Here is a 25,597-nt window from a genome sequence, read left to right as displayed (position 1 = left end):
GTAGGCTGCGCCCATGACCGTGCCCGCGCTGCGCTTTTCCGAGGACCAGGCCGAAGCCCATGACCGCGTGGCAGGGATGCTGCGCGGCTTTGGCGTCGATCTCGATGACGCAACCCTCTGCGCCCGGAGCGAGGGCAAGACCGGCGTTCTGGCGGTCACCGGCAAGGCGGGGTCGGGCAAGACGCTGCTCTTGGCCGAACTGGTGCGCGCCGCGGTCGAGGCGGGGGTCGAGATCGTCTCGGGCGATTATGAGGGCAAGCGCCGCAAGGACCGCCGGACGCTGGCGGTTCTGGCGCCGACCAACAAGGCTGCCAGCGTGCTGCGCCAGCGCGGCGTGCCCGCGACCACGATCCACCGCATCATTTATACGCCCGTCTACGACCCCGAATACGAGAAGATCGCCGAATGGCTGACCGGCGAGGGCGACCGCCCCGAGATCGAGGGGCTGACCGAAGCCGCGCTCGACCGGGCGCAGGCCTTCTATGCCGCGGTGCCCTCGGTGCCGGGGGCGCTGGCGGCGGCGGGGCTCAAGGGCAGCGATTTCATCAAGGGCTGGAAGCGGCGCGAAGACCCGCTTGACATCGGGTTCGTCGACGAGGCCTCGATGCTCGACGAACGCCAGTTCGACGACCTGCGCGAACTTTTCCCCGCGCTCGTCCTCTTCGGTGATCCGGCGCAGCTTGCGCCGGTCAACCAGTCGGGCAAGATGGTGTTCGACCGTCTGGCCGGGCCGCAGACGCTGGAACTGCAGCGCATCCACCGCCAGCAGGACGACAACCCGATCCTCGATCTGGCCCATGCGCTGGCCGACCCCGAGGTCGATTTCGAGCGGTTCGAGCGGATGGTCGAACAGGCCGCCGCCCGTGACCCCCGGGTCGAGCTGGCGCCCCGCGTCGATTCCGACCTGATGGCGCGCTCGCCGGTGCTGGTCTGGCGCAATGCCACCCGCATCCGGCTGATCAACGCCTTCCGCCAGGCTCAGGGCGCGCCCGAGGACGCGCTTTTGCCGGGCGAGCCGCTGATCTGCGACGGGATCGAGCTGCCGCTGAAACACCGCAAGAAACGGATCGACCTCGAGGCGCGCGGGCTGATCAAGGGTGCGCAGGTGATCTATGTGGGGCCGGGGCGAAAGCCGGGCTTTTCGATCATGCATGTGGTCGGCGCCGAGGATCCGCGGCTGTCGGTGGCCTCGATCGTCAAGATCGAGCTGCCGGACGAGGAGGAACCCTTCATCCCCTATGCCGCCACCATGGGCGCGGCCTTCCTGCACGGGGCGGCGGTGACGATCCACAAGGCGCAGGGCTCTCAATGGCCCGCGGTGCAGGTCTTTGCCCCCGATCTTTACGCGGCCGCCCGGGCGGGTCGGGTCGAGGCGGGCCAGCCTCTCTGGAAGCGGCTGGCCTATGTCGCGATCACCCGCGCCGAAGAGCGCCTGCTTTGGGTCACGCGCTACCGGCTTGCGCGGCCGACCCGGGCGCTGACCGCCGACGATCTGGTGGCCGCGCCCGCCCCCCTGACCCTGACCGCCGAGGAGGCGCGCCCATGACCGCAAGGACGATCCTGATCACCGGCGCCAGCAGCGGCATCGGCCGCGCCACGGCCGAGCTGTTTCTGGACCATGGCTGGCGGGTCGGGCTGCTGGCCCGCCGCGCCGATCTGCTGGATCAGATCGCGGCGGGACACGAGGGTGCGCTGGCGTTGCCTGCCGACGTGACCGATGCCGGGGAGGTCGAGACCGCCTTCGACGCCTTCATGGTCTGGGCCGGGCGGCTGGACGTGCTGTTCAACAATGCCGGCACCTTCGGCCCCTCGGGTTCGATCGACGACATCGATCCGGCTGCCTGGGCGCAGGTGCTGGCCGTCAATGTCGGCGGCATGTTCCTGGCCGCGCGCGCGGCCTTCGCGCGGATGCGGGCGCAGGACCCGCAGGGCGGGCGGATCGTCAATAACGGCTCGCTCTCGGCCCATGTCCCGCGCGAGGGCTCGGTCTGCTACACCACCACCAAACATGCGGTGACCGGGCTGACCAAGACGCTCAGCCTCGACGGGCGGCCTTTCGGGATCGCCTGCGGGCAGATCGACATCGGCAATGCCCGCACCGCGCTGGTCGAGGATCTGACCGACCGCGCGCGGGCCGAAGGACGGCCGGTGCAGCCCACGATGGATGTCGCCCATGCCGCGCGCTCGGTCCTGCACATGGCCGACCTGCCGCCCGAGGCCAATGTTCAGTTCATGACGGTGATGGCGACGACGATGCCCTATATCGGGCGCGGCTGATCAGCTTTTCATCATCCGGAACGCGGCCGAGGCGCCCCAGCCCGCGGCGATGGCGATGCCGAGCGACAGGATCGCATAGGCCAGCGGATGCTCGTGGGCCAGCAGGTAAGTCCAGCGTTCCAGCCCGACCTTGTGCACGCCGATGGTGGTCTCGAAGGCGTCCACCACGTCACCGCCCCGGGTCAGGAAGATCCGGGTGGCATAGTCGCCCTCGGTCAGGTTCGAGGGCAGCGCGATCGAGGTGCGGAACAGGGTCTGTTCGTCCAGCTCGACCGCGCCGGGCAGTTCCTGATAAAGCCCGGTCTCGGACCGGATGCGGATCAGCGCGTCGATGAAGCTTTGCGCCTCGGGGGCCTCTTCGGTGACACCCACCGACCGGATCGCGCGCGGGATCGACACCTTGTGGCGCAGGTCCTCGGTCTGGGACAGCGCCTGATCCAGCGGCGCGGTCGTCGCCACTGCATAGAAGCTGGGTGCTGCCGCGATCCGGACGGATTCGGTATTGACCCAGATCCCGACGCGGCGGTCCTTCTTGCGCACGGTGGCGGGGGCCGAGGGCCCGGCGACGGTGACCACCACCTCGAGCGGGGGGCCTGCGGGGGCGGGGGCGTCGCGCTTGACCGCGCCGAAGATCAGGATCTCGGAGCCCGCGAAATTGGTGGTGATCGACACCCGGGTCTGGCTGAGACCGGCCACCACCTGCTCGGCCCGGGCGGGCAGGGCGGCCAGCAACAGCACGACGATCAGACGCCAGGCCATCAGCGCACCCTTTCGGCAATCGAATAAAGCTCGGCCGGTTCGATCAGCAGATCGAGCGCCAGCTTGCCGCAGACCGCCAGCACCAGGATCGCCAGCCAGATGCGCAACTGTTCGGCCTTCATCCTCAGCCCGATGCCGGTGCCGATCTGGGCCCCGACCACGCCCCCGATCAGCAACAGAAGCGCCAGCCCCAGATCGACGGTGTGGTTGGTCGTGGCATGCAGGATCGTCGTAAAGCCGCTGACGAAGATGATCTGGAACAGCGAGGTGCCGATCACCACCTTGGTCGGCATGCCAAGGAGGTAGATCATCGCGGGCACCATGATGAAGCCGCCGCCGACGCCCATGATCGCCGACAGCACGCCCACGAAGGCGCCGACGATCAGCGGCGGGATCGCCGAGAGGTACAGCCCCGAGGTGCGGAACTTCATCTTGAAGGGCAGGGCGTCGAACCAGGTGCGCTGCTTGCGCTTGCGCACGACGCCCTTGCGCGTGCGGTTGATGGCGGCAAGGCTCTCGACGAACATCAGGGCGCCGATCACGCCCAGGAAGACCACGTAGCAGAGCTTGACCAGCAGATCGACCTGGCCGATGCCGCGCATCAGGTTGAAGATCCAGACCCCCAGCACCGCGCCGCACATGCCGCCCGCCAGCAGCACCGTTCCCATGCGCAGATCGACCGTCTTGCGCCGGAAATGCGCCAGCACGCCCGAGATCGACGAGGCGACGATCTGCGCCGCCTGGGTCGCCACCGCGACCGCCGGGGGGATGCCGATGAAGAACAGCAGGGGCGTCAGCAGGAACCCTCCGCCGACGCCGAACATCCCCGACAGGATGCCGACGATCCCGCCCAGTCCCAGCAGGACGAAGGCGTTCACGGAAACCTCGGCGATGGGTAGGTAGATCTGCATGACCGGTCCCTAAAGCGCCTCTCCCGGTCCTGGCAAGGATGCGCGGCCCGGCGGGGTCAGATTTTACCGCTCTTTCACATAGGGCTCGCCGCCTGCGCGGGGAGGGATTGCGCGTCCGACGAAGCCCGCGAGGATCACCACGGTCAGGATATAGGGCAGCGCATCCATCACCTGCACCGGCAGGCCGACCCCGCCAAGCTCGATGTTCTGATAGCGCAGCGCAATGGCCTGCAGCAGCCCGAAAAGAAGCGTCGCGCCCAGCGCCTGCCACGGCCGCCATTTCGCAAAGATCAAAGCTGCCAGCGCGATATAACCCCGCCCGGCGGTCATGTCCCTGGAAAAGCCCGCCTGCAGCGCGGTCGCCAGATAGGCCCCCGCCAGCCCGCACAGAAGCCCGCAGATCGCCACCGCCGCATAGCGCGTGGCCTGGACCGAGACGCCTGCCGTATCGACCGCCTCGGGGTTTTCGCCGACCGCGCGCAGTCTGAGCCCGAAGCGCGTCCGGTAGAGCACCCACCAGCTGGCCGGAACCAGCAGGGCGGCGACATAAACGAGCAGCGTGTGACCAGAGATCAGTTCGGCATAGACAGGGCCCAGCACCGGAACCGGGCGCAGCGTCTCGGCGAAGGGCAGGGTAATGGCCTCGAACCGCGCACCGCCCAGCAGCGAGGGCGTGCGCCCGCCCTGATGGAACCAGTCCTGGGCCAGCACCACGGTCAGCCCGGCCGCCAGGAAGTTGATGGCGACCCCCGAAATCAGCTGGTTGCCCCGGAAGGTGATGGCCGACAGCCCATGCAGCCCGGCCAGCAGCATCGAGCCGCCGATCCCGGCCAGAAGCCCCAGCCAGACCGAGCCCGTCACCGCCGCCGTCGCGGCCGAACAGAAGGCCGCGGCCAGCATCTTGCCCTCGAGCCCGATGTCGTAGATGCCTGAGCGTTCCGAGAACAGCCCGGCAAGGCACGCCAACAGCAGCGGCGTGGCCAGCCGGACGGTGGAATCGAGCACCTGCAGCAGCGTCGGAAAATCCATCACGCGGGCCCTTTCCGGAGCGCGAGAAACAGTCGTTCCAGCGGCATCCGCACCATGTTGTCAAGCGCGCCGGTAAACAGGATCACCAGTGCCTGAATCACCACGATCAGCTCGCGCGGGATGTCGGTCCAAAGCGCCAGCTCGGCCCCGCCCTGATAGAGAAAGCCGAACAGGATCGCGGCGAGAAAGACGCCGACGGGGTGGTTCCGGCCCATCAGCGCGACGGCGATACCGATGAAGCCCGCCCCCTCGACCGAGTTCAGCACCAGCCGCTCGGCCTCGCCCATCACGGTATTGACGGCCATCAGCCCGGCCAGCGCGCCCGAGATCAGCATCGCCCACATCACCGTGCGCACGGGCCGGATACCGGCATAGATCGCGGCCGGTTCGGAATGGCCGAGCGCGCGGATTTCATAGCCAAGGCGGCTTCGCCAGATCAGCATCCAGACCGCGACACAGGCCGCCAGCGCCAGCAGAAAGCTGATATTGGCGGGCGCGGCTTTCGAGAAGGCGATGCCAAGGGGGGCCAGCAGGTCATGCAGCGTGGGCAGATGGGTGCCGTCTGCGAACCGCGCGGTCGAGGGGTCCATCGATCCCGTCGGGCGCAGCACGTTGACCAGCAGATAGTTCAGCAGCGAGGCCGCGATGAAGTTGAACATGATCGTGGTGATGACGATATGGCTGCCGCGCCTGGCCTGGAGCCAGGCCGGAATGGCGGCCCAGGCGGCGCCGAACAGTGCTGCGCCAAGGGCGGCCACCGGCAGTGCCAGTGCCCAATGCGGCCAGGGCAGCGCAAGGCAGACCAGCGCGACGCCCAGCCCGCCCAGCGTCGCCTGCCCCTCGCCGCCGATATTGAACAGCCGCGCATGGAAGGCGACCGAGACCGCAAGCCCGGTGAAGATGAAATTGGTCGCGTAGTAAAGCGTATAGCCCCAGGCATAGGTCGAGCCGAGCGCGCCGGTGACCATCATCTTGACGGCCGCGACGGGGTCCTCGCCTATCCCGAGGATCACCAGCGCCGACAGCAGCGCCGCGACGATGAGGCTGATCAGCGGAATGAGGACCAGATCGGCCCATTTCGGCATCTGGCTCATCTCAGGCGGCCTTTCCCTTCATTCCGGCCATCATCAGGCCCAGTTCGGTCTCGTCGGTGTCCGAGGCCAGCCGCTCGCCCATGATCCGCCCGCCGCACATGACCGCGATCCGGTCCGAAAGGCCCAGGATCTCGTCCAGCTCGACGCTGACCAGCAGCACCGCCTTGCCCGCGTCGCGCAACTCGAGGATGCGGCGGTGGATGAACTCGATGGCGCCGATATCGACGCCGCGGGTCGGCTGACCGACCAGCAACAGATCGGGATTGCGTTCGATTTCGCGCGCCAGCACCAGCTTTTGCTGGTTCCCGCCGGAAAAGCTTTGTGCTGCCAGATCGGGATTGGGCGGGCGCACGTCGAACCGCGCCATCTGGTCCCCGGCACGGCTGCGGATGCGGGCATTGTCCATCAGGCCCGGCGCGCTCTGCAGAGCGGGGTCGGAGTGATAGCCGAAGACCGAATCCTCCCAGGCATGGAAGGGCATGATCAGCCCCTCGCGCTGCCGGTCCTCGGGCACATGGGCGATGCCTGCCGCGCGGCGCGACCGCCCGTCGCAGCCTGGCCCCGACAGGTCAAGCTCCTTGCCGTCGATCCGGACATGGCCGGTCGCGGGCCGCATGCCGCCCAGCACCTCCAGAAGATGCGACTGGCCGTTTCCGGCCACCCCGGCAATACCGAGGATCTCGCCTGCCCGGACGCTCAGCGACACGTCGGACAGCCGGGCGATGCCCTGCGCATCGGTGACGCAGAGATTTTCGATCTCAAGAACCGTGCGGCCCGGCCGTGCCGGAGACTTGTCTATTCGCAACAAGACCTTTCGCCCGACCATCAGCTCGGCCAGCTCGGCGGGGCTGGTGTCGGCGGTCCGCAAGGTGGCGGTCATCTCCCCGCGCCGCATGACAGAAACCGTATCGGTCGCGGCCATGATCTCGCGCAGCTTGTGGGTGATGAGGATGATCGTCTTGCCCTGAGACTTGAGGTTTTCCAATATCCGGAACAGGTGATCGGCCTCGGCGGGCGTCAGCACGCCGGTCGGTTCGTCGAGGATCAGGATATCCGCCTGCCGATACAGCGCCTTCAGGATCTCGACCCGCTGGCGCATGCCGACCCCCAGATCCTCGATCCGCGCGTCGGGGTCGACCTCAAGCTCGTAGTCGGCCGCCAGCTGGCGCAGTGTGCCGCGCGCCTTGGCCAGCGAGGGTTTCAGAAGTGCCCCGTCCTCGGTGCCCAGGATCACGTTTTCCAGCACGGTGAAGGGCTCGACCAGCTTGAAATGCTGGAACACCATGCCGATGCCCGCGCGGATCGCGTCCTGGCTGTCGCCGATCTGGACCGGGCGCCCGCCGATCAGGATCTCGCCGGCATCGGCCTTGTAGAAGCCGTAAAGGATCGACATCAGCGTCGACTTACCCGCGCCGTTCTCGCCGACGATGCCGTGGATCGTGCCGCGCCGCACCACAAGCGAAATGTCGCGGTTCGCCCGGACCGGCCCGAACGCCTTGGAAATGCACCGCAATTCTATGGCCGGGGCCGATGATGTGCCGGTCCCGGCGTCCGCCGCCATGCCGGTCACTTCACCGGGCAGGTATTGTCGGACATGTAGTCATGCACCTCGATCTCGCCCGAAATGATCCTGGCCTTGGCGGCTTCGACCGCGTCGATCATGTCCGGCGTCACCAGATCCTTGTTGTTGTCGTCCATGGCATATCCGACGCCGTCCTCGGCCAGCCCCAGCCGGAACATGCCGGTTTCCAGCGCGTCGCCCGCTTTGAACGCATTGTAGACGGCGACATCGACGCCCTTGACCATCGAGGTCAGAACCTGCCCCGGATGCAGGTGGTTCTGGTTGCTGTCGACCCCGATCGACAGGATCCCCTCATCGGCCGCGGCCTGCAGCACCCCAAGCCCGGTGGTGCCCGCAGCGGCAAAGATCACGTCGGCCCCCTGGCCGATCTGGGCCCGGGCCAGTTCGCTGCCCTTGACCGGATCGGCCCAGGCCTCGGCGGTGGTGCCGGTCATGTTCTGCAGAACCGTCGTCTCGGGGTCGACCGCCTTCGCGCCCTGGGCATAGCCGCAGGCGAATTTCCGGATCAGCGGGATGTCCATGCCGCCGACGAACCCCACGGTGTTCGATTTTGACGCCATGGCGGCCATCATTCCAACGAGATAGCTGCCCTCATGTTCGGAAAAGACAATCGAGCGCACGTTGGGCGCATCGACCAGATCGTCGATGATCTCGAATTTCGTGTCGGGATAATCGGCCGCGACCTCTTCCAGAACCGACTTGAAGGCAAAGCCGGTCATCGCGATCGGGTTCAGCCCGGCCTCGGCAAAGCGGCGCAGCGCCTGTTCGCGCTGGGCTTCGGATTGCAGTTCGATCTCGCGATAGGTGCCGCCGGTTTCCGCCTTCCAGCGTTCCGCGCCGGTAAACGCCGCCTCGTTGAAGGATTTGTCGTACTTGCCGCCAAGATCGTAGATCAGGGCCGGGTCGGCCAGCGCGGTGCCTCCGGCCAGCGCCAGAACGGCCGCGGCGCCCAGAACCTTCTGCGTGTTCGTCATCCAGATTTCTCCCGGTTGGTTGGCCGGCCTCGGGGGCGATCCTGCGCGCCCGGGGAGGCCGTTTGCCCGCCCCGATTAAGGCCGTCCGCCGGGGCGAGCGTCAACCGGATTTTAGGACTTGGCCAGCAGGGCCTTGCGCATCACCAAAGCGTCGATGCGGCGGCCGTCGGGCGTACCGTAATAGCGCGGCCGCCGCCCGGCCAGCACAAACCCCGCGCCCGTGTAAAGCGCGCAGGCCGCCGCATTGTCGACCGCGACCTCCAGAAAGGCTTCCTGCGCGCCGCGGGCGCGCGCTTCGGCCTCGAACGCGTCCAGCCTAGCGCGGCCGAGGCCCGTCCGTCGGCATTCGGGGGCGACCGCAATGGTCAGAAGCTCGGCCTCGCCGACAGCGACGCGGCCCATGGAGAACCCTCGCGCGTCGCCGCAGAGAAAGGTCCCCGGCGTGGCCAGCAGGTCGTCGAACTCGGCCGCGTTCCAGGGACGGGGCGTCGTGAAGCACCGCGCATGCAGATCGGCAAGCGCTCCGGAACTCAGGGCCCGGCTTGCATCGGGCATCACGGCAGGATCACCGGCGGCGGATCGGCGGGCGGCGCGGCATCGGCGGGACGGACGTAAAGCGGCGCCGGACGCATCGGCAGCGCACCGGTCGCGAGAATTTCGGCGGCCGCGCGGGCGATCCGGGGGGCGATCTCGGCGGGCGCGGCCTCGGTCCAGCCGATGCCGAGTGCGGTGCCGATCTGCCGGGCGGCAAAGCCCGTGACATGACGGGCGCCCGCGGCGTCCAGCGTCGCCGCCTCGCCGGGGGTGTCGGGCGCGATCATCCGGGCCGCACCCGGCACGCCGCCGGATCGCGGCTGAACATAGGCCAATCCGCGCGGCGCCTCGAGGCTCAGCAGATCGGGGGCCGGGTCGGGTTGGGTGCGGCGCAGCACCTCGAACATCGAGACGCCCACGGCCGGTACGCCCGAGGCCAGCGCCAGCCCCCGCGCTGCGGCGACCGATACGCGGATGCCGGTGAAATTGCCCGGGCCGACACCGACGCCGATGCCGCCCAGATCGGACCAGCCCAGCCCGGCCTCGGCCAGCATCTCGCCCAGAAGCGGCATCAGCGCCTCAGCCTGACCGCGCGCCATGTCCCGGTGCCGGGACAGCACGACACCACCGTCCCGCAGCAGCGCTGCGGCACAATAGGGACCTGAGGTGTCGAACCCGAGGATCGGTGCGAGGGCGCGGCCCATCACATCGCGTCGGCGACCGGACGGACCTCGGTGACCTCGGGGATGTAGTGCCGCAGCAGGTTCTCGATGCCCATCTTGAGGGTCAGGGTCGAGGACGGGCAGCCCGCGCAAGCGCCCTGCATGTGCAGATAGACAACGCCCCGGTCGAAGCCGTGGAAGGTGATGTCGCCGCCATCCTGGGCCACGGCCGGACGCACGCGCGTATCGAGCAACTGCTTGATCTGCCGCACGATATCGCCATCGGGGCCGTCATGTTCGGCGTGACCCGCCTCGGCGTTCTCGCCGGTCATGACCGGCTGGCCGGACTGGAAATGTTCCATGATCGCGCCGAGGATCGCGGGCTTGATATGATCCCAGTCGACCGTCTCGGCCTTGGTCACGGTCACGAAATCGGTGCCGAAAAAGACCCCGCGCACGCCCTCGACGCCGAAGATCCGTGCCGCAAGCGGCGAGGTTCCGGAGGTCTCGGCCGAGGGAAAGTCCGCCGTTCCCGCCTCCAGCACCGCCTGGCCGGGCAGGAACTTCAGCGTGGCGGGGTTCGGAGTGGATTCGGTCTGGATAAACATGTGCCTATTCCTTAGCTTTGCGCTCGGATATGCGCTCGACAGGCCGATTTGTCAACTTTTGCGGAACTTCGGGCCGCTTCGCGCGGCCTCTGGAGCGCCTCGGAGGGGGGGCCTAGCACACCGCTTCCAGCCGTTCCTTCGACAGCGCGCCGGGCACGATCGTCACCGGGATCGGCAGGCTTCCCGCCCCGCGGGTCAGCTGGGTGACAAGCGGCCCCGGCCCCTTGCTGTCGGTGCCCGCGCCCAGGACCAGAACGCCGATCTCGGAATCCTCCCGGATCTGCGCGAGGATCTCGGGCACTGCCTCGCCCTCGCGGATCACCAGTTCGGGGTCGATCCCCTGCCGGTCGCGCATCCATTTGGCGAAGACCTCGAAATGCGCCTCGATCCGTTCGCGGGCCTCTTCGCGCATCAGATCGCCGACGCCGATCCAGTGGTTGAACTCCTCGGGCGCGATCACCGACAGGATCTGAACCCCGCCGCCCGTCTTCGCGGCCCGGAGCGCGGCAAAGCGCATCGCGTTCAGACATTCGCGGCTGTCGTCCAGCACCACCAGAAACTTGCGCATCGGGGCCTCCTCCGGGAACCGCGCCTCAGCATGACCGACCGGCCGCGCGCTGGCAACTCCCCCCTCCTGCCGCAGGCCCGTCCACGGAGGACGGGCCTGACCTGCTGATTTCTTCTTGGCTCAAATACCCATAGCGAAACCGCGCAGATGCGCGCTCCCACAGGGGCAGGGCTCAGGCGGCCGAATGCGCCCAGTCCCAATACAACTCGCGCACCTTCGCGGTCAGAGGCCCGTGCTCGTACTGCACATCATCGAAGGCCTTGACCGGCGTCACCTTCATCATGTTGCCCGACAGGAACACCTCGTCCGCCTGGCGCACATCCTCGAAGCTCAGCACCGTTTCATGCACGGTGTAGCCCGCCGCCGTCAGGTTCGAGATATGCCGCTTGCGGGTCAGCCCGGCGAGGAAGGTGCCGTTGGCGATGGGCGTGAAGAATTCGCCATCCTTGACGATGAAGACATTCGCGGTCGCGGTCTCGGCGACATTGCCCAGCGCATCCGCGACCAGCGCATTGCCAAACCCCTTGGCCCGCGCCTCGGCCAGCATCCGCGCGTTGTTGGGATACAGGCAGCCCGCCTTGGCATTGACCACGGCACAATCCAGCGTCGGGCGGCGGAAGCGCGTCGTCGTCATCGTCGTGGCGCTGCCCGGTGCGGCCATCGGGATTTCCTCGAGGCAGATCGCAAAGCCGGTGGCGCCTGGCTTCGGCGCGACCCCCAGCGAGTCGCCCTCAAGCGCCCAGTACATCGGCCGGATATAGACGGCGGCATCGGCAGGGTAGGTCTTCAGTCCTTCCCAAACGATCTCGGCCATCTCGCCGCCGCCGATGGTGGGGGTGATCATCAGCGCTTCGGCCGACCGGTTGATCCGGTCGCAATGGGCCTGAAGATCGGGGGCGATGCCCTCGAAATAGCGGGCTCCGTCGAAGACCGTGGTGCCCAGCCAGGACCCGTGATCGGCGGCGCACATCACCGGAATGTCGCCCCGGTGCCAGGTCCCGTTGTAATACGTGCGAATATTCGTGCCTGTGGCCATGGCGTACCTCTTCGGAAATTCGTCGCGCACCCTAGACCCGGGCTGCCGGAGCGTCCAGACCGCAGAGCATCGCCACCATCCGGCCAGGCGCGCGCCGGCCATAAAAAGACGCGCCCCCGGCGGGGCGGCCGGGGGCGGATCGGGTCTCGCAGTCCGCGGGCACTGGCGCAACGGGCGGATGCGCCGGACTTGGGGATGACGAGGCGGCCCCCGGATAAACGGTACCGTAGCGGAACCCGACCGCCCAACCCTGTGCGGCGAGCGATTCCATTTTGTGTCAGGCCCGTTTCCGTTTTGTGAATTCGCCTATGGGGACCGGATCGGCCAGGCAGATGGCCTCGCTGACCCGGTGACCGGCCGCGCCGTCGATCGGGAGGCCGGCGGCCAGCACCCGGGCCGGCGTGACGCTAAGGCCCTTGCTGCCGGGATAGAGGGGCGTGGTGTGAAGAAAGCCCGGTATGGCCCGGCGTCAGGGGCGCGCCAAGCCTGGCCCCGGCGTTCAGGCCGATATGGTGGTGATCGCCGCCAGCGGAACCAAACGCAGAGCCGGACCCGTAGCGCTCTTGCAGCTCGAACCTAGGCAGGCCCGAACAGAAGGTAATGCCAAGGTCCAGATCGGCCACCTTCAAATGGACATGGCCGATGCGAGCTTCTGCGACATGGGGCACCTTCGATAGAGAAGACAACACCCCGTCAGTCGCACATGCCGCGTGGAAACCCGCGCGGCATTGCGTTTTTGCAGTGTCTCAGGCGCCGACCATGCCGACGATCTGATAGGCGCGCCGCACGATGGGCTCGGCGATGGCGTTGGCCTGCTCGGCGCCATGGGCGAGGATGCGGTCGATTTCGGCCGGGTCCTGCATCAACCGGCTCATCTCGGTCGAGATCGGCGACAGCCGGTCCACCGCCAGATCGGCCAGCGCGGGCTTGAAGGTGCCGAACGGCTGCCCGGCATACTCGGCCACGACCTCGGCCGCAGTCTTGCCGGAAAGGGCTGCATAGATGTTGACGAGGTTGCGGGCCTCGGGCCGGCCGTCCAGCCCTTCGAGGGTTTCGGGCAGGGGTTCGGGGTCGGTCTTGGCCTTCTTGATCTTCTTGGCGATGGCATCGGCATCGTCGGTCAGGTTGATCCGGCTCATGTCCGAGGGGTCGGATTTCGACATCTTCTTGGTGCCGTCGCGCAGCGACATCACCCGGGTGGCGGCCCCCTCGATCACCGGCTCCGGCACCGGGAAGAAGTCGACGCCATAGTCGTTGTTGAACTTGATGGCGATGTCGCGGGTCAGTTCCACATGCTGTTTCTGGTCCTCGCCGACCGGCACATGGGTCGCATGATAGACGAGGATGTCGGCCGCCATCAGCGCGGGATAGGCAAAGAGGCCCAGCGAGACGTTCTCTGAATTCTTGCCCGCCTTGTCCTTGAACTGGGTCATGCGCTGCATCCAGCCCAGCCGGGCGACGCAGTTGAAGATCCAGCCCAGCTGGGCATGGCCGGGCACCGCCGACTGGTTGAACAGGATCGACTTGGTCGGGTCGATGCCGCTGGCGATGAAGCCCGCGGTCAGCTCGCGCGTGGCGCGGTTCAGCTTTTCGGGGTCTTGCCAGACGGTGATCGCATGCATGTCGACGATGCAATAGATCGTGGGCATGTCGCCCCGGTCCTGAGTCTCGCCAAAGCGCTTGAGCGCGCCCAGGTAGTTGCCCAGCGTCAGCCCGCCCGAGGGCTGGATGCCGGAAAAGACTCGCGGTGTGTGGACCACCTCGGCCATCGGTTCATCTCCGTCTGGAATTTCACGCCCCGCTCGCTTACCGATGCGGGGGAACAGCGTCAACCGAGGCCCGTGTCGCATGCAGTCCGATCCGAACGCTCCGCCGATCAACCCGTTGCCCGCGGTGGTCTGGCTTCTGACCCTGCCGGTGATCGCGATGGAGGCGGTGCTGAGCCTCGGCGAAAGCGGGCTGGCGGGCGGGCCGGGCGCGGTCGGTTGGCGGATGGAGGCGATCCGCGATTACGGCTTCTCGGGGCAGGTCTTCGACTGGATGCTGAAGACCGGCCAGTTTCCGCCCGACCAGATGATGCGCTTTGTGACCTATCCCTTCATCCATGGCAGCGTGACCCATGCGGTCTTCGTCGTGGTCTTCATCCTCGCGCTGGGCAAGATGGTGGGCGAGGTGTTCCGCGCCTGGGCCGTGCTTTTGGTCTTTTTCGGCGCGGCCATCGTCGGGGCGGCGACCTATGGGCTTCTGATCGACAGCCCGGTGCCGCTGATCGGCGGCTATCCGGGCGTCTACGGGCTGATCGGCGCCTTCACTTTCCTGATGTGGGTGCGGCTGGCGGGGACAGGGGCCACGCAATACCGGGCCTTCACGCTGATCGGGGTGCTGCTGGGCATCCAGCTTCTGTTCAGCCTGCTTTTCGGCGGGTCGATGGACTGGGTTGCCGATCTGGCCGGATTCTGCACCGGGTTCGTGCTGTCCTTCCTGGTCAGCCCCGGCGGCTGGGCCCGGGTGCGGGCGAAGATCCGTCACCGCTGACGGCGCATCGCCCGGCGGAATTCGGACAGGCGGAACGCGCCCAAAGCGTGACCCAGCCCGAAATACGAAACGATCCCCAGCGCCACCAGACCGGCCAGCGCCGGATAGCGCAGCCCGTCCTCGGCCAGCCAGGGCTGGGCGGCGCGGGCCGCGCCCCACAGCAGCGCCCCCATCAGCCCCGAAGCCAGCACGATCCGCCCGGCCCGGCGCCTGAGGCGCGCGTCGATCGCGGCCGCCGCGCCATAGCGGCGCGACCCGTGCCAAAGCAGCGCGACCATCGCCCAGCCCGCCAGCGTCGTGCCCCAGGCCGCCGCGATATAGCCGAAGACCGGAGCAAGCCCGATCGCGACGCCCGCATTCACCGCCAGCGCCCCCAGCGCGTAATAGAACGGCCGCCGGGTATCCTCGCGCGCGAAGAAGAGCGGTTGCAGCACCTTCTGGATCACGAAAGCCGGCAGCCCCGCGCCATAGACCGCGACCGCCAGGGCGGTGGCCGCGACATCCGCCTGATCGAAGGCGCCGCGCCTGAACAGCACGCCCACGATGGGGCCGGGGATCGTGGCCAGCGCGACGGCGGCGGGCACGGTCAGGGCCAGCGCGAATTCGCCCGCGCGGTTGAAGGCGTCGCGCCCGCCCGTCGTGTCGCCCGCGCCCAGACGGCGCGAAAGATCCGGCAGCAGCACGACGCCGATGGCGATGCCGACCACGCCCAGCGGCAACTGGTACAGACGGTCGGCATAGGACAGCCAGGCCACCGCGCCCTCGAAGAAGCTGGCGACCTGCCGTCCGATCAGCAGGTTGACCTGCACCACGCCCCCCGCCAGCGCCGCCGGGGCCGCGATGATGGCCAGCCGCTTCAACTCGGGCGTGAGGCGCGGGCGGCGAAGGGTCAGCCGGAACCCGGCCTTCGCGGCGGCGGTCCAGACCAGCGCCATCTGCGCGATCCCGGCCAGCGGCACCGTCCAGACCAGCGCGTCGCCGACCGGCCAGCCCATCGTGGCGGCCAGCAGCATGGCGCCGACCAGCAGCACGTTCAGAAGGACCGGTGCCGCGGCCGCGGCGACGAAGCGTCCGGTCGCGTTCAGCACGCCCGACAAAAGTGCCGCCAGCGAAATGAAGAGGATATAGGGAAAGGCGATGCGGCCAAAGACCACCGCCAGATCGAACCGCTCATCGGCTGCGAACCCGCCCGCCATGGCCAGCACCAGCGCGGGCATCGCCAGTTGCGCCAGCAGGGTAAAGCCGATCAGGATCGTCGCGAGCCCGGTGAAAGCGTCCCGGGCGAAGTCGAGCGCGCCCTCGTCCCGTTCCAGCTTTTTCGAGAACAGCGGCACGAAGGCCATGTTGAACGCGCCTTCGGCGAAGAAGCGGCGGAACATGTTGGGTAGCGAGAAGGCCACCAGAAACGCCTCGGCCACCGGTCCGGTGCCCAGATAGGCCGCAATGAGGATGTCGCGGGCAAAACCGAGGATGCGGCTTGCCAGGGTCCAGACGCCGACGGTCAGAAAGCCCGACACCAGCCGGATCGGCCGCATCAGTTATAGGCCCTCTCGGTACCCTTCTCGATGGCCTCGCGCAGCTTGCGTTCCAGCGAGTCCTGCCGGGATTTCGAATAGAGCTTCAGCCCGAAACTGTCCTTCACATAGAAGCTGTCGACCACCTGCGCGCCATAGGTCGCGATCATCGCCGAGGCGATGTAGATGTTCGAGGTCGCGAAGATCCGGGTCAGGTCGTACAGCAGCCCCGGCCGGTCGCGGGTGTCGACCTCGATGATGGTGTAGATCTCGGACCCGTCATTGTCGAAGGTGATCGAGGTCGGGAACTTGAACCCGCGCTCGCGTTTCTTGACCTTGTCGCGGTCGGCCAGCTTTTCGCGCGGGCGCACCTCGCCCATCAGGGTCTTTTCGATCATCTGGCTGAGCCGGGACAGCCGCGAGGAGTCGTAGGGCGACCCGTCCGCATCCTGGACCCAGAAGGCGGCGGTGGCGTAGCCGTCCTTGGTTGTATAGGTGCGCGCGTCGACGACATTGGCGCCGACCAGTGCCAGCGCCCCCGCCAGCCGCGAAAAGATCCCCGGATGGTCCGAAAGCGCAAAGCAGACGCGGGTGGCGTCGCGGTCGGCATCCTCGGCCAGGTCGATCCGGATCTCGTCATTGCTGATGCCGCGCAAGAGGTTGGCCATCACCACATGGGTGCCGCTTGGCAGGCCCTGCCAGTAGGGCCCGTAATGGCGCCCGGTCTCAAGCCGAAGCTCTTTGGCGTCCCAGCCCGCCAGCGCCTCGCGCAGCGCGCGTTTCGATTCCGCCTCGCGGCGTTCGCGGTTGATGTCCTCCAGCCCGCCTTCCAGCGCGGTCACGGTTTCGCGGTAAAGGCTGCGGATCAGCTGGGCCTTCCAGTTGTTCCAGGTCCCCGGGCCCACCCCGATGATGTCGCAGACCGTCAGAACCGTCAGCAGATCGAGCCGCTTGCGGGTCTTCACCGCCTTGGCGAAGTCGCGCACCGTCCGAGGATCGGACAGGTCGCGCTTTTGCGCCATGTCCGACATCAGCAGGTGATAGCGCACCAGCCATTCGACGGTCTCGCACTCTTCGGCCTTCAGCCCCAGCCGCGGCGCCACCTTGCGCGCGATCTGCGCCCCCAGCACCGAATGATCCTCGGGCCGGCCCTTGCCGATATCGTGCAGCAGCAGCGCGACATACAGGATGCGCCGGTTCACGCCGTCCTTCAGGATGCGGCTGGCGATGGGCAGTTCCTCGACCAGTTCGCCGCGCTCGATCTGGGCCAGCGTCGAGATGCACTGAATGGTATGCTCGTCCACCGTGTAGCTGTGATAGACGTTGAACTGCATCATCGCCACGATGGGTTCGAATTCCGGGATCAGGGCGGACAGCACGCCCAGCTCGTTCATCCGCCGCAGCGAGCGTTCGGGGTTGCCGTGCTTGAGCAGCAGGTCAAGGAAGATCCGCTGGGCCTCGGGGTCGGCGCGCACCTCGTCGTCGATCAGCCGCAGGTTGGCCTGGATCAGCCGCATCGCGTCGGGATGCAGCAGCGTGCCGGTCCGCAGCGCCTCTTCGAAGATCTTCAGAAGGTTCAGCTTGTCGGCCAGAAACGCCTTGGGGTCCGAGACGTTCATGCGGTTCTGCACGATCTCGTAGCCCTTCGGCACCTTGCGGCGGCGGCGGAACAGCCCGATCAGCGCGGGTTCCTTCTTGACATGGGCCGCCTCGAGCTTGGTCAGGAAGATCCGGGTCAGGTCGCCGACCGTGGTGGCGTGCCGGAAATAATCCTGCATGAAATGTTCGACCGCGCGGCGCCCGCCATGGTCGGCATAGCCCATCCGCGCCGCCACCTCGACCTGCATGTCGAAGGTCAGCTGGTCGATCGCCCGGTCGGCGATCAGATGCAGATGGCAGCGGACGGCCCAGAGAAACCGCTCGGCCTCGACGAAACCGGTGAACTCGTCGCTGATGAAAAAGCCAAGCTTGACCAGTTGCGAGGCGCGGTCGACGCGATAGACGTATTTCGCGATCCAGTACAGCGATTGCAGATCGCGCAGCCCGCCCTTGCCCTCTTTCACATTGGGTTCCAGCACGTAGCGCTGACCGCCCTGCTTGCGCAGCCGTTCGGACCGTTCGGCCAGCTTGGCCTCGATGAATTCGGCGGCGGTGCCCTTGAAGAGATCGTCCCAGAGCGCGGTGTTCAGGGCCTTGTCCAGCGGCTGGTGCCCGCCGAGGAAGCGGTTTTCCAGCAAGGCCGTGCGGATCGTGTAATCCTCGCGGCCCAGCCGGACGCAATCCTTCACCGTGCGCGAGGCATGGCCGACCTTCAGCCGCAGGTCCCACAGCATGTAGAGCATGGATTCGATCACGCTCTCGGCCCAGGCGGTCAGCTTGTAGGGAGTGAGGAACAGCAGGTCGACATCGGAATGCGGCGCCATCTCTCCCCGCCCGTAGCCGCCGACGGAAAAGACGGCGAGACGTTCGCCCTCGGTCGGGTTGGGGCGCGGATGCAGGATCTCGCAGGAGACTCTCATCGTCGCGCGCAGCAGGCAGTCGGTCAGCCAGGTATAGGCGCGCACGGTCGGACCCGCGTCGAAGGGCCGTTCGGCGAAGCCTGCGGCGATGACCTCGCGGCCTTTCTGCCGGGCTTCGGTCAGATACTGCACCACGGCGCCGCGCAGCGCCTTGGGGTCGATCCCCTCGGCGGTCAGACGGGTCAGTTCGGCCTCGAAGGCGGCCATGTCGAAAATGTCGGACGCCGGACAGATCAGGCTGTCCGGCGCCGGGTCTGCGCGGCGGGATCTGGACGGGCTAGAAGCCTGCGCCGCCGAAACTTCTTGGAGCGGGGTCAATCACGGTCACCTGGTTGTCGCGGATCTCGGCCACGGCCAAGGCCCGCTCGTTCGTGCCGTCGGAGCGCAGTCGGAACACGCCGTTCACACCGACGAAGCCGGAAGGCTGGGTCAGCCCGGACACCGTCAGCGCATCGCTGCGGCCCTGGCTGGCAAGGGCGCCGATCGCGGCGATGCCGTCATAGGCAAGGCCGGCGGCGGGATGGGCGGGCTCGCCATAGGCGGCCATGTAGCGCCGTTCGAACCGGTCCGAAACGCCCGGATCGGGCAGGGCGAACCAGCCGCCCTGAAGGCCCGGCAGCGCCAGTGTCGAGGGCGGAATATCCCAGCGCGTCAGCCCGATGAACTTGATCTGGGCCGGATCGACGCGGTTTTCCGGCAGGAGCTGCGCCAGAAGGGGCAGCGCGCCTGCGGTGCTGGCGGTGAAGAAGACCGCCGAGGCGCCCGAGTCGCGGGCCTTGCGCGCCAGACCGGGCACGGCCTGAACCACACCGTTCTGCGACAGCTCGTAGCTGCCGGTCGCGGCGACCGTGCCGCCGCTTCGCGCGACGGCCGAGGCGATGGCCGCCCGCCCGGCCTCGCCCGCTACGTCGGGGTCGTGCACGATCATGACCGGGCTTCGGCCCTGGGCCACGGCATAGCGCGCCAGCCGGTCGGCGGTATTCTCGAAGGTGGGTCCCAGCACAAAGACGTTGCCGCCGGCGATCTGGGTATTGTTGGAAAAGCTCAGCACGTTGATTCCGCGCCGGGCGACGGCCAGGCCCGCGGCATTGGCCGACTGGGCATAAAGCGGCCCGAGGATGATCTTGGCCCCGTCCGAGGCGGCCTCTGCCGCGACCTTCGCGGCGATGTCGGGATTGCCACCGGTATTGTAGACGCGAAGGTCGATCTGCACGCCCTTGAGGTCGGAAATCGCAAGCCGCGCCGCATTCTCGAGGCTGCGCGCGACCACCTCATCGCCCGGCGTTCCCGACCCGTGGGGCACCAGAAGCGCCACCGGAACCGGTTTCGATGAGTTAATCGAGGGGCCGCCTCCCAGTCCTGACGGCTGGCAGGCCGCGACCAGAGCAAGGGCGGCCAGGCCCAGGACCGGCGCCAGGGCCGACGTCAAGGCGGGAGCCGACCGCTTGCGGCAGGCGCGAAAAACGGCGATCATGACGCTCTCCTTCACTGGGGCGGTCTCGGCGGCGAACCTATGCGTATCGGCGGGGCAAGTAAACGTCAGACAGGTAAAAGAATCCTTGGAAATCCTGCGTGATCCGCTGCCTGCGGGGCTTTATTTCGTCGCGACGCCCATTGGTGCCGCGCGCGACATCACACTGAAGGCGCTGGATATTCTGGCCTCGGCAGACGTGCTCGCGGCGGAAGACACGCGCACCGCGCGGCATCTGATGCAGATCCACGGGATCGCGCTGGGCGACCGGCCACTGATCGCCTATCACGACCATTCCGCGCCCTCGGTTCGGGATGGCCTGGTCGGAATGGCGGCCTCGGGCAAGTCGGTCGCCTGTGTCAGCGAGGCGGGCACGCCGATGGTGTCGGACCCGGGCTTTCCTCTGGCGCGCGCCGCCATCGCGGCCGGGGTTGCCGTGCATGCCGCGCCCGGACCCTCGGCGATGCTGGCGGCACTGGTGGTTGCGGGGCTGCCGAGCGATCGGGTGCTCTTTGCCGGGTTTCCCCCAGCCCAGGCCGGAGCACGGGCCCGGATGCTGGAAGACCTCGCTTTGGTGCCGGCGACGCTGGTGTTCTACGAATCGCCCAGGCGCATTAGCCGACTGTTAGAGGAAATGGTGGTATCCCTCGGCCCGGATCGCGAGGCTGCGGTCTGCCGGGAACTGACCAAGCGCTTCGAAGAGATTTCGCGCGGCACGCTTGCGGACCTTGCCCAGACCTTTGCCGAGCGTGAGGTCAAGGGAGAGATCGTGTTGCTGGTCGGGCGAGCCGCGCCGCGCCAGGCAAAGGCTGAAGATCTTGAGGCCGCGCTTGACGAAGCTCTGGCGCGGCTGTCGGTCAAGGATGCGGTGGCCGAGGTTGCCTCGGCGCTGGACCTGCCACGGCGGCAGGTCTATCGCGCCGCCCTCGACCGAGAGGGCAAGGCGTAGCTCTGGAGGGCGGATTGTGAGCGGAACTGTGTCGTATCATTCGGGATATTCGGCCGAAGACTGTGTCGCCCGTGGTTACGAACGGCGTGGCATGGCGATTGCGGCGCGTCGCTGGCGCGGCGGCGCCGGTGAGATCGATCTGATCGCGCGGGATGGCGACGGTCTCGTCTTCGTCGAGGTCAAGGCCAGCCGAAGCTTCGCCCGCGCGGCCGAACGGGTCACGCGGCGGCAGATGGTTCGGGTGATGTCCGCAGCACAGGAATTTCTGGCTGGCGAGCCGAAGGGGCAACTCACCGATATCCGCTTCGATGTCGCATTGGTGAACGGGATCGGAGAAGTCGATATTCTCGAGAACGCATTCTGCGCCTGAGCGCGGTTGCAAATCCCCGGCGGCTCGGCCATCCAGAGCGGGCGCCGTGGCGCCCGGGCGAGGGGCAGCGGCGGGGAAGGCCGGGCGAGGGAGCACCAGATGCCGTTCAAGGTTGCCATTCAGATGGACCCGATCGGGGCCGTCAATATCGACGCGGACAGCACGTTCAGGATCGCCGAAGAGGCGCAGGCGCGCGGACACAGCCTGTTCTACTATACCCCAGACCGGCTTTTCTGGAACGATGGGCGGGTCATGGCGCGGGGCTGGCCGCTGGAGGTCCGCCGGGTGCGTGGCGATCATTTCACTCTGGGGCCCGAGCAGGAGGTTGATCTTGGCGCCTACGATGTCGTCTGGCTGCGGCAGGACCCGCCCTTCGACATGGGCTACATCACCACCACGCATCTGCTGGAGCATCTGACGCCTGCTACCCTCGTCGTGAACGACCCGTTCTGGGTGCGTAATTTCCCGGAAAAGCTATTGGTCCTTCGTTTTCCGGAACTCATTCCGCCGACTGTGATTGCCCGCGATCTGACAACTCTGCGTGCCTTCAAGGACCTGCATGGGGACATCATTCTCAAGCCGCTTTACGGGAATGGCGGGGCGGGGATCTTCCGGCTCGACCCCGACGATCGCAACCTGGCCTCGCTGCACGAGCTTTTTTCGGGCATGAGCCGCGAGCCGCTGATCGCGCAGAAATTCCTGCCTGCGGTTCGCAAGGGCGACAAGCGCGTCATTTTGGTCGACGGCGCGCCGGTCGGAGCCATCAACCGGGTTCCGGCCGAGGGCGAAACCCGGTCGAACATGCATGTGGGGGGCCGTGCCGAACGGGCGGATCTTACGCCCCGCGATCTGGAGATCTGTGCCGCCATCGGCCCGACGCTGAAGGAGGCCGGTCAGGTTTTCGTGGGGATCGACGTGATCGGCGATCATCTGACCGAGATCAACGTGACCTCGCCCACCGGCATCCAGGAACTGGAGCGCTTCGACAAGGTGAACATCGCCGCCCGGATCTGGGACGCCATCGAGGCGAAGCGGGCCTGAGCCCGCTTCGACCGCCAGTCATTTCTGCACTTCGCCGGTGATGATCTGCCGGATGAATTTCGCGACCGGTCCGTCCGAACCGGAGCCTTGGCCCGTGCGCCAGGACATGTTGCGGGCCTCGCCGGTCTTGGGGGCGGCACCGGTATCGGTCTCGCTCGCACTGAGAAGCGGCAGCCCCAGGGCGGCCGAGAACGGCGTCGGATTGTCGGTCATCAGCTCGAGGTCGGAGCGGCGCCCGCTGAGCAGCGGCCAGCCGAACCGGCTTGAAAACGGGGTCGGCATGTCGGTCATCAGCTTGGTCGACGACCCCTGTCTCTCGCTCAGCAATGGCAGGTTCAGCGCGTCTGACAGTGGGTGATCGCGGACCTTGCCCAACTCGACATCGGGTTTGCGATTGCTCAGCAGCGGCCAGCCGAACCGGCTCGACAGCGGAGTGGGGGTATCGGTCATGAGGCCATGTCTGTCGGTCATCGTGGCATCCTTCCTTCGATGTTTGCAGGTTCGACCTGGTCAACAACCCGGGTGCCGCAGGGTTCCTGCAAATGCCACGATCGTGGGATCGTGAGGTTCGGCGCGATCATTGACAGCCTTCTAGCTATCGCCGACGGCCAAGCGGAAGCCGACGGCCTCGGCGACATGGGGCCGCGCAACCTGCTGGGCGCCGTCGAGATCGGCGATGGTCCGGGCGACGCGCAAAACGCGGTGATAGCCGCGCGCGGTCAGCCGGAACCGCTCTGCCGCCCGTAAAAGCAGCGCGCGTCCTTCGGCGTCGGGCGTCGCGATCTGGTCGAGCAGCGCGCCCTCGGCCTCGGCATTCACGCGCACCCGGGGATGCGCCTCGAAACGCGCGGTTTGCCGGGCGCGGGCGGCGGCGACCCGGGCGGCCACGGCGGCAGAGCTTTCGCCCGAGGCGGGCAGGTCCAGGTCGCGGAACGCGACCGGCGGCACTTCGACGCGCAGGTCGAACCGGTCCATCAACGGACCCGAGATCCGGCCAAGATAGTCCGCGCCGCATTGCGGCACCCGGGCGCAGGCCCGGGACGGGTCGGCGAGATAGCCGCATTTGCAGGGATTGGCCGCCGCGACCAGCAAAAAACGGCAGGGATAGCGGGTATGGGCATTGGCGCGGGCGATCACGACTTCACCGGTCTCGATCGGCTGGCGCAGCGTGTCCAGCACCTGACGCGGAAATTCGGGAAACTCGTCCATGAACAGCACGCCGTTATGGGCCAGGCTGATCTCGCCCGGTCCGGCGCCGCGCCCGCCGCCGACGATGGCGGCCACCGAGGCGGTGTGATGCGGGTCGCGAAACGGGCGCTGGCGCGAGATGCCGCCCTCGTCCAGCAGCCCCGCCAGCGAGTGGATCATCGAGGTTTCAAGCGCCTCTGTCGGCGACAGCGGCGGCAGAAGGCTGGGGATCCGCGCCGCCAGCATCGACTTGCCCGAGCCGGGCTCGCCGACCAGAAGCAGGTGATGCCGACCTGCCGCGGCGATCTCGAGCGCGCGCTTGGCCCGTTCCTGGCCCTTGACCTCGGCCAGATCGGGCGTCGGCGCGTCCGGCTGGACCTCGCCCGGCTCGGCCGGGGCCAGCGGGGCCTGGCCGGTGAAATGGCGCACCACCGAGGCGAGGTCGGGCGCGGCCAGCACCTGGGTCGCGCCGACCCAGGCCGCCTCGGCACCGCAGGCGCGCGGACATAGAAGCGCCCGGTCGGCTTCGGCGGCGGCCATCGCCGCGGGCAGCGCCCCGATCACCGGCACCAGCCGCCCGTCGAGCGACAGCTCGCCCAGGGCCACCACGCCTTCCGCCATGTCGCGGGGGATGACCTCGAGCGCGGCCAGCAGCGCCACCGCGATGGGCAGGTCGAAATGCGAGCCCACCTTGGGCAGATCGGCGGGCGAAAGATTGACCGTGATCCGCTTTGAGGGCAGCGCCACGCCCATCGCCGCCAGCGCCGCGCGCAGCCGGTCGCGGGCTTCGCTGACCGCCTTGTCGGGAAGGCCCACCACTGAAAAGGCGGGAAGCCCGGGGGCGACCGCGCATTGCACCTCGACGATCTGTGCCTCGATGCCGTCGAAGGCCACCGTATAGGCCCGGGCCACCATTTCGCGCTCTCCGGTCTGAATCGGAAAACGGCTACGCCTGCTTGGTTACCGAATGGTAAATGGCGCTGACTTCGGGGAAGGCTTCGGGGTCGTTCGCGGCCTTGTCGCGGCAGCGCGCGTTGCAAAAGCCGATCACCACACCTTGCGTCTTGAGGAAATGGGTCGTCGGCTGGCCCGAGAACGGGCAGGCCGCGTTGACCGAAGGGCCGGACGCGACGGCGCGGGCGGCGACCGGTTCGGGGCCGGGCCAGGGCAGGCGCGGCAGGGCCATCGCATAGGGTTCGGGGTCGTAGCCGACGGTCAGCCCCTCGGCGCGCCAGCGGCGGAAGGCCGGGTCCGCCAGATGCTGCGCCACGTAATTGGCGGCGGCATCGCCGACCGGCAGCCCATAGGCCGCGATCCTTGCCGCGACCGGGGCGTAGAAGGCATCGGCCAGCGAATAGCGCCCGAAAAGCCAGGGTCCGCCCGCGCCGAACCGGGCATGGGCCTCGGCCCAGATCGCCTGCAGGCGGTCGAGTTCGGCCAGCACCTCGGGCGGCGGCAGGAAGCCGTCATAGGAATGGGACAGCACCATCGGACAGCGCGACCGCAGCGCGGCAAAGCCCGAATGCATCTCGGCCGCCAGCCAGCGCGCGCGCATCCGCGCCGCCGCGTCCTCGGGCCAGAGCCCGGCCCCGGGATGGCGTTCGGCCAGGGTCTCGGCGATGGCCATCGTATCGCCCAGCGGCTCGCCCTCGGGGGGCAAGAGCGCGGGCACCAGATGCGCGGGCGCGGCCGGAGCGAGGTCGCGGCGCATGGTGCCGGTGTATAGCCCGACCTCGGCGATCCGGTAGGGCAGGCCGAATTTCTCCAGCATCAGCCAACCGCGCAGGGACCAGCTGGAATAGGTCCGGTCGCCGATGAAAAGCGTATATGTCATGGACTGAGGCTAGCCTCCGGGCGCGTCCGGAGAAAGCGCATTTTCGTGATCGTTCCGATGTCGGCGCGCGATGCCCAAGTGAAACCCATGAATATGTGCGAATTTGCACACAAGTATCGCGGGAATATTTCGAGTCGCTCAA

Annotated in this window: 24 protein-coding genes; 6 read left to right on the top strand and 18 right to left on the bottom strand. The window is 67.6% G+C overall.

Annotated features, from left to right (window positions below):
• The first annotated feature begins 13 nt into the window (after positions 1–13).
• Both DSD19_RS16600 and DSD19_RS16595 read left to right on the top strand, forming a co-directional pair.
• Positions 14–1,546: an ATP-dependent RecD-like DNA helicase gene (locus tag DSD19_RS16600; protein WP_165828161.1), complete on the top strand. Its 1,533-nt coding sequence runs from the start codon at positions 14–16 to the stop codon at positions 1,544–1,546.
• Complete coding sequence (locus tag DSD19_RS16595; protein ID WP_113670411.1) at positions 1,543–2,277, top strand: SDR family oxidoreductase; 735 nt, start codon at positions 1,543–1,545, stop codon at positions 2,275–2,277. Before DSD19_RS16600 ends, DSD19_RS16595 begins: the two co-directional genes overlap by 4 nt.
• Here the strand turns inward: DSD19_RS16595 and DSD19_RS16590 are convergent, their stop codons facing one another.
• The 12 genes from DSD19_RS16590 to trpS all read right to left on the bottom strand — a co-directional run bounded on the left by DSD19_RS16590 (position 2,278) and on the right by trpS (position 13,803).
• Positions 2,278–3,036, bottom strand: a complete 759-nt coding sequence (locus DSD19_RS16590; protein ID WP_075786672.1) for a TIGR02186 family protein — start codon at positions 3,034–3,036, stop codon at positions 2,278–2,280.
• A complete protein-coding gene (locus DSD19_RS16585) occupies positions 3,036–3,947 on the bottom strand; it encodes a sulfite exporter TauE/SafE family protein (protein ID WP_113670410.1) in 912 nt (303 codons plus the stop codon). The genes DSD19_RS16590 and DSD19_RS16585 overlap by 1 nt, the downstream gene beginning before the upstream one ends.
• Positions 3,948–4,010: 63 nt before the next feature.
• Positions 4,011–4,976 carry an ABC transporter permease gene (locus DSD19_RS16580; protein WP_113670409.1) on the bottom strand — a complete coding sequence of 322 codons (966 nt, stop codon included), beginning with the start codon at positions 4,974–4,976 and terminating at the stop codon, positions 4,011–4,013.
• The gene (locus tag DSD19_RS16575) at positions 4,976–6,070 is read right to left on the bottom strand and encodes an ABC transporter permease (protein ID WP_113670408.1); all 1,095 of its coding nucleotides are present in this window, start codon (positions 6,068–6,070) and stop codon (positions 4,976–4,978) included. The genes DSD19_RS16580 and DSD19_RS16575 overlap by 1 nt, the downstream gene beginning before the upstream one ends.
• Before the next feature lies 1 nt (position 6,071).
• The gene (locus tag DSD19_RS16570) at positions 6,072–7,631 is read right to left on the bottom strand and encodes an ABC transporter ATP-binding protein (RefSeq protein WP_113670407.1); all 1,560 of its coding nucleotides are present in this window, start codon (positions 7,629–7,631) and stop codon (positions 6,072–6,074) included.
• 5 nt (positions 7,632–7,636) lie between these two features.
• Positions 7,637–8,626 (bottom strand): BMP family protein, encoded by a 990-nt coding sequence (locus DSD19_RS16565; RefSeq protein WP_075786667.1) that lies wholly within the window; start codon positions 8,624–8,626, stop codon positions 7,637–7,639.
• Positions 8,627–8,737: 111 nt separating this feature from the next.
• Positions 8,738–9,181, bottom strand: a complete 444-nt coding sequence (locus DSD19_RS16560; RefSeq protein ID WP_113670406.1) for a GNAT family N-acetyltransferase — start codon at positions 9,179–9,181, stop codon at positions 8,738–8,740.
• Positions 9,181–9,864: a tRNA (adenosine(37)-N6)-threonylcarbamoyltransferase complex dimerization subunit type 1 TsaB gene (tsaB, locus tag DSD19_RS16555; RefSeq protein WP_113670405.1), complete on the bottom strand. Its 684-nt coding sequence runs from the start codon at positions 9,862–9,864 to the stop codon at positions 9,181–9,183. The genes DSD19_RS16560 and tsaB overlap by 1 nt, the downstream gene beginning before the upstream one ends.
• On the bottom strand, positions 9,864–10,430 hold the full coding sequence (locus DSD19_RS16550) for a NifU family protein (protein ID WP_075786664.1): 567 nt from the start codon (positions 10,428–10,430) through the stop codon (positions 9,864–9,866). Before DSD19_RS16550 ends, tsaB begins: the two co-directional genes overlap by 1 nt.
• Positions 10,431–10,542: 112 nt before the next feature.
• Positions 10,543–10,998, bottom strand: a complete 456-nt coding sequence (locus DSD19_RS16545) for a universal stress protein (protein ID WP_113670404.1) — start codon at positions 10,996–10,998, stop codon at positions 10,543–10,545.
• 172 nt (positions 10,999–11,170) lie between these two features.
• A complete protein-coding gene (locus DSD19_RS16540; RefSeq protein WP_075786662.1) occupies positions 11,171–12,034 on the bottom strand; it encodes a branched-chain amino acid aminotransferase in 864 nt (287 codons plus the stop codon).
• A 746-nt stretch (positions 12,035–12,780) separates the two neighbouring features.
• Entirely contained in the window at positions 12,781–13,803 is a 1,023-nt protein-coding gene (gene trpS / locus DSD19_RS16530; RefSeq protein ID WP_113670403.1) for a tryptophan--tRNA ligase, read from the bottom strand.
• Between the two features lie 79 nt (positions 13,804–13,882).
• Between trpS and DSD19_RS16525 the strand changes: the two genes are divergently transcribed.
• The gene (locus tag DSD19_RS16525; protein WP_113670402.1) at positions 13,883–14,569 is read left to right on the top strand and encodes a rhomboid family intramembrane serine protease; all 687 of its coding nucleotides are present in this window, start codon (positions 13,883–13,885) and stop codon (positions 14,567–14,569) included.
• Here the strand turns inward: DSD19_RS16525 and murJ are convergent.
• The 3 genes from murJ to DSD19_RS16510 are packed head-to-tail and all read right to left on the bottom strand — an operon-like array spanning position 14,560 to position 20,076.
• Complete coding sequence (murJ, locus tag DSD19_RS16520; protein WP_113670401.1) at positions 14,560–16,104, bottom strand: murein biosynthesis integral membrane protein MurJ; 1,545 nt, start codon at positions 16,102–16,104, stop codon at positions 14,560–14,562. The two genes, DSD19_RS16525 and murJ, sit on opposite strands and share 10 nt — an antisense overlap.
• Entirely contained in the window at positions 16,104–18,920 is a 2,817-nt protein-coding gene (locus tag DSD19_RS16515; RefSeq protein ID WP_113670400.1) for a [protein-PII] uridylyltransferase, read from the bottom strand. Before DSD19_RS16515 ends, murJ begins: the two co-directional genes overlap by 1 nt.
• Entirely contained in the window at positions 18,880–20,076 is a 1,197-nt protein-coding gene (locus DSD19_RS16510; RefSeq protein ID WP_113670399.1) for a penicillin-binding protein activator, read from the bottom strand. The genes DSD19_RS16515 and DSD19_RS16510 overlap by 41 nt, the downstream gene beginning before the upstream one ends.
• A gap of 85 nt (positions 20,077–20,161) precedes the next feature.
• Here DSD19_RS16510 and rsmI point away from each other — a divergent pair, with 85 nt between their 5' ends.
• The 3 genes from rsmI to gshB all read left to right on the top strand — a co-directional run bounded on the left by rsmI (position 20,162) and on the right by gshB (position 22,433).
• Entirely contained in the window at positions 20,162–21,022 is an 861-nt protein-coding gene (rsmI, locus tag DSD19_RS16505; RefSeq protein ID WP_243628065.1) for a 16S rRNA (cytidine(1402)-2'-O)-methyltransferase, read from the top strand.
• Between the two features lie 16 nt (positions 21,023–21,038).
• Positions 21,039–21,392 carry a YraN family protein gene (locus DSD19_RS16500; RefSeq protein WP_113670397.1) on the top strand — a complete coding sequence of 118 codons (354 nt, stop codon included), beginning with the start codon at positions 21,039–21,041 and terminating at the stop codon, positions 21,390–21,392.
• 99 nt (positions 21,393–21,491) lie between these two features.
• The gene (gene gshB / locus DSD19_RS16495) at positions 21,492–22,433 is read left to right on the top strand and encodes a glutathione synthase (RefSeq protein ID WP_113670396.1); all 942 of its coding nucleotides are present in this window, start codon (positions 21,492–21,494) and stop codon (positions 22,431–22,433) included.
• 18 nt (positions 22,434–22,451) lie between these two features.
• Here gshB and DSD19_RS16490 read toward each other — a convergent pair whose 3' ends face one another.
• The 3 genes from DSD19_RS16490 to DSD19_RS16480 all read right to left on the bottom strand — a co-directional run bounded on the left by DSD19_RS16490 (position 22,452) and on the right by DSD19_RS16480 (position 25,455).
• A complete protein-coding gene (locus tag DSD19_RS16490) occupies positions 22,452–22,904 on the bottom strand; it encodes a hypothetical protein (protein ID WP_113670395.1) in 453 nt (150 codons plus the stop codon).
• Positions 22,905–23,024: 120 nt separating this feature from the next.
• Entirely contained in the window at positions 23,025–24,536 is a 1,512-nt protein-coding gene (locus DSD19_RS16485) for a YifB family Mg chelatase-like AAA ATPase (protein ID WP_075786651.1), read from the bottom strand.
• A gap of 31 nt (positions 24,537–24,567) precedes the next feature.
• On the bottom strand, positions 24,568–25,455 hold the full coding sequence (locus DSD19_RS16480) for a glutathione S-transferase (protein ID WP_113670394.1): 888 nt from the start codon (positions 25,453–25,455) through the stop codon (positions 24,568–24,570).
• Positions 25,456–25,597 lie beyond the last annotated feature (142 nt).

The sequence above is a fragment of the Rhodovulum sp. BSW8 genome, from assembly GCF_003314725.1.
In the GTDB taxonomy this organism is placed as follows: domain Bacteria; phylum Pseudomonadota; class Alphaproteobacteria; order Rhodobacterales; family Rhodobacteraceae; genus Rhodovulum; species Rhodovulum visakhapatnamense.
Note: the sequence above shows the minus strand (reverse complement) of the source record. Positions and strands in the feature narration are given on the sequence as shown.

Excerpts from the sequence above, each read along its gene's own strand:
- DSD19_RS16560 (WP_113670406.1), bottom strand. The coding sequence starts at position 9,181 with ATGCCCGATGCAAGCCGGGCCCTGAGTTCCGGAGCGCTTGCCGATCTG.
- gshB (WP_113670396.1), top strand. The coding sequence starts at position 21,492 with ATGCCGTTCAAGGTTGCCATTCAGATGGACCCGATCGGGGCCGTCAAT.
- DSD19_RS16525 (WP_113670402.1), top strand. The coding sequence starts at position 13,883 with ATGCAGTCCGATCCGAACGCTCCGCCGATCAACCCGTTGCCCGCGGTG.
- DSD19_RS16490 (WP_113670395.1), bottom strand. The coding sequence starts at position 22,904 with ATGACCGACAGACATGGCCTCATGACCGATACCCCCACTCCGCTGTCG.
- DSD19_RS16565 (WP_075786667.1), bottom strand. The coding sequence starts at position 8,626 with ATGACGAACACGCAGAAGGTTCTGGGCGCCGCGGCCGTTCTGGCGCTG.
- DSD19_RS16590 (WP_075786672.1), bottom strand. The coding sequence starts at position 3,036 with ATGGCCTGGCGTCTGATCGTCGTGCTGTTGCTGGCCGCCCTGCCCGCC.
- DSD19_RS16575 (WP_113670408.1), bottom strand. The coding sequence starts at position 6,070 with ATGAGCCAGATGCCGAAATGGGCCGATCTGGTCCTCATTCCGCTGATC.
- trpS (WP_113670403.1), bottom strand. The coding sequence starts at position 13,803 with ATGGCCGAGGTGGTCCACACACCGCGAGTCTTTTCCGGCATCCAGCCC.
- DSD19_RS16540 (WP_075786662.1), bottom strand. The coding sequence starts at position 12,034 with ATGGCCACAGGCACGAATATTCGCACGTATTACAACGGGACCTGGCAC.
- DSD19_RS16600 (WP_165828161.1), top strand. The coding sequence starts at position 14 with ATGACCGTGCCCGCGCTGCGCTTTTCCGAGGACCAGGCCGAAGCCCAT.
- DSD19_RS16480 (WP_113670394.1), bottom strand. The coding sequence starts at position 25,455 with ATGACATATACGCTTTTCATCGGCGACCGGACCTATTCCAGCTGGTCC.
- DSD19_RS16585 (WP_113670410.1), bottom strand. The coding sequence starts at position 3,947 with ATGCAGATCTACCTACCCATCGCCGAGGTTTCCGTGAACGCCTTCGTC.
- DSD19_RS16570 (WP_113670407.1), bottom strand. The coding sequence starts at position 7,631 with ATGGCGGCGGACGCCGGGACCGGCACATCATCGGCCCCGGCCATAGAA.
- tsaB (WP_113670405.1), bottom strand. The coding sequence starts at position 9,864 with ATGGGCCGCGCCCTCGCACCGATCCTCGGGTTCGACACCTCAGGTCCC.
- DSD19_RS16550 (WP_075786664.1), bottom strand. The coding sequence starts at position 10,430 with ATGTTTATCCAGACCGAATCCACTCCGAACCCCGCCACGCTGAAGTTC.
- murJ (WP_113670401.1), bottom strand. The coding sequence starts at position 16,104 with ATGCGGCCGATCCGGCTGGTGTCGGGCTTTCTGACCGTCGGCGTCTGG.
- DSD19_RS16510 (WP_113670399.1), bottom strand. The coding sequence starts at position 20,076 with ATGATCGCCGTTTTTCGCGCCTGCCGCAAGCGGTCGGCTCCCGCCTTG.
- DSD19_RS16580 (WP_113670409.1), bottom strand. The coding sequence starts at position 4,976 with ATGGATTTTCCGACGCTGCTGCAGGTGCTCGATTCCACCGTCCGGCTG.
- DSD19_RS16595 (WP_113670411.1), top strand. The coding sequence starts at position 1,543 with ATGACCGCAAGGACGATCCTGATCACCGGCGCCAGCAGCGGCATCGGC.
- DSD19_RS16485 (WP_075786651.1), bottom strand. The coding sequence starts at position 24,536 with ATGGTGGCCCGGGCCTATACGGTGGCCTTCGACGGCATCGAGGCACAG.
- DSD19_RS16545 (WP_113670404.1), bottom strand. The coding sequence starts at position 10,998 with ATGCGCAAGTTTCTGGTGGTGCTGGACGACAGCCGCGAATGTCTGAAC.